Source organism: Moorena sp. SIO3I6, assembly GCF_010672095.1.
The window spans coordinates 1-1714 of the sequence record NZ_JAAHHU010001076.1; the positions used below are offsets into that span (position 1 = coordinate 1).

The window sequence follows — 1714 nt, forward strand, 5'->3', positions numbered from 1 at the left end:
CTCAAAAACCTACCTATTTACCGTCCCGGTCTTTCTCCCCTGTCCAGGGGTCTAGAAATTGGCATGGCTCATGGGTATTTTATCTTTGGTCCGTTTGCCAAATTAGGACCGTTGCGGGATTCACAGATGGCAAACTTAGCTGGTGTTACAGCAGCCATTGCTCTGATTGTAATCGCGACCATCGGCCTATCAATCTACGGTACAGTCACCTTTAAGAAAGAGCTGCAAACTGTACCTCGACCCACATTCGTTACTAGGGTACCTGAGGTACCAGAAACTATCCAAACTGCTGACGGATGGAGTCAGTTTGCTGGAGCTTTTCTAGTTGGTGGCGCAGGAGGAGCGATTTTTGCCTATCTGCTGGTCAATAACTTCAGTATGATTCAGGGAATGATGGGTTAAAATAGTTGCTAAGAAGTCTCAACAAATGCTAGAGTAATTAATGGAGCATTCTATACGCTTCTTAAAACAGGAGCTGTCTGGGGCTAGGAAGCCATGTCAACCCTAACCCCATTATCTCTTTTCCCTAGCTTAGATATAACTAACCGTTCATCCGTCCCATAGTGACAGCCAGGTTAAGTGCAACTTTGACCTAAACTATTGGAACAGACAATATGCCCTCCTTTTGGTTTCAGTTTATTGATAAAATTTAGTGATAAACTAGAAACGACCTAGAGGGCGTTCATAAAGATGGATGCCATAACCACGATGGATGTCTCCACTAGCAACTAGCATTTACTGCTATTGCTGCCACTGTCGGCAACAGATGCCAATGCTGGAGGAAAGGATACTGACTGACTCTACCTCGGTAACCACTAAGCACAGCAAGCATACTACTTAGTTTCTCAACCATCTAGTAAGTATATGCGCTACGCGCACGCTGCGCGAACAGCTATCAGCACTCAGCAAGATTTTGAATCAAGTAAAACTTAGGGATTGAGTTAAAAATTACTTTCCCTTTAACTAAAGGCTGGTTAAAAATAGCTGAGCGCTGAGCGAGCAATCCTTACACCAAGGAGCATGTCATCTTTGTAATTCTGTACATAGATCCCCCCTAGCCCCCCTTAAAAAAGGGGGGAATTAGATTAAAAAGCCCCCCTTAATAAGGGGTAATTAGATGAAAAAGTCCCCCTTATTAAGGGGGATTTAGGGGGATCTGAATCAGGAATTAATAAAATTAACATGCTGCTATTACACCATCTAATCAAAATCAATCAGGAGTAAATAAAAATGTCAAAAATAGGTCTTTTCGTCGGCTCTCAAACCGGTAAAACAGAGGCGGCAGCTGAGGAAATTCAAGAAGGACTTGGCGGTGATGGTGTCGTCACTATACATAAAATAGAAGAGGCTGAAAATAGCGATTTTGAAAAGTACGACAATATCATCATCGGCTGTCCTACTTGGGATATTGGGGAATTACAAGCTGACTGGGATGGCTACTTTGAAGAGCTAGATAATATCAACTTTAGTGGTAAGAAAGTTGCCTACTTTGGAACTGGAGACCAGGAGGGCTATCCCGATAACTTTATGGATGCCATTGGTATTCTAGAAACGAAAATTTCCGAATTGGGGGGTAGCACCGTTGGAATGTGACGGCGTGAGTCGAATGTTCGATCACCTGCCCGTCTTACTGGTGGGTGCCGAATTGACTCGCTTCAAAGAAGCTGCGGAGCTTTATTCCAGCATCGGCACGGGAAATGATCTAACTCAGAGG

Annotated in this window: 1 protein-coding gene and 1 pseudogene; both read left to right on the forward strand. The window is 43.8% G+C overall.

Going from position 1 to position 1714, the window contains the following annotated elements; genetic code table 11:
* Positions 1–402, forward strand: a 402-nt coding sequence (locus F6K49_RS46265) for a photosystem I reaction center subunit XI (protein WP_293109171.1), incomplete at its 5' end; no start/stop codon positions are given.
* A gap of 828 nt (positions 403–1230) precedes the next feature.
* Positions 1231–1587 (forward strand): annotated as a pseudogene (locus F6K49_RS46270) (flavodoxin domain-containing protein); the annotation flags it as partial.
* Positions 1588–1714: the final 127 nt, after the last annotated feature.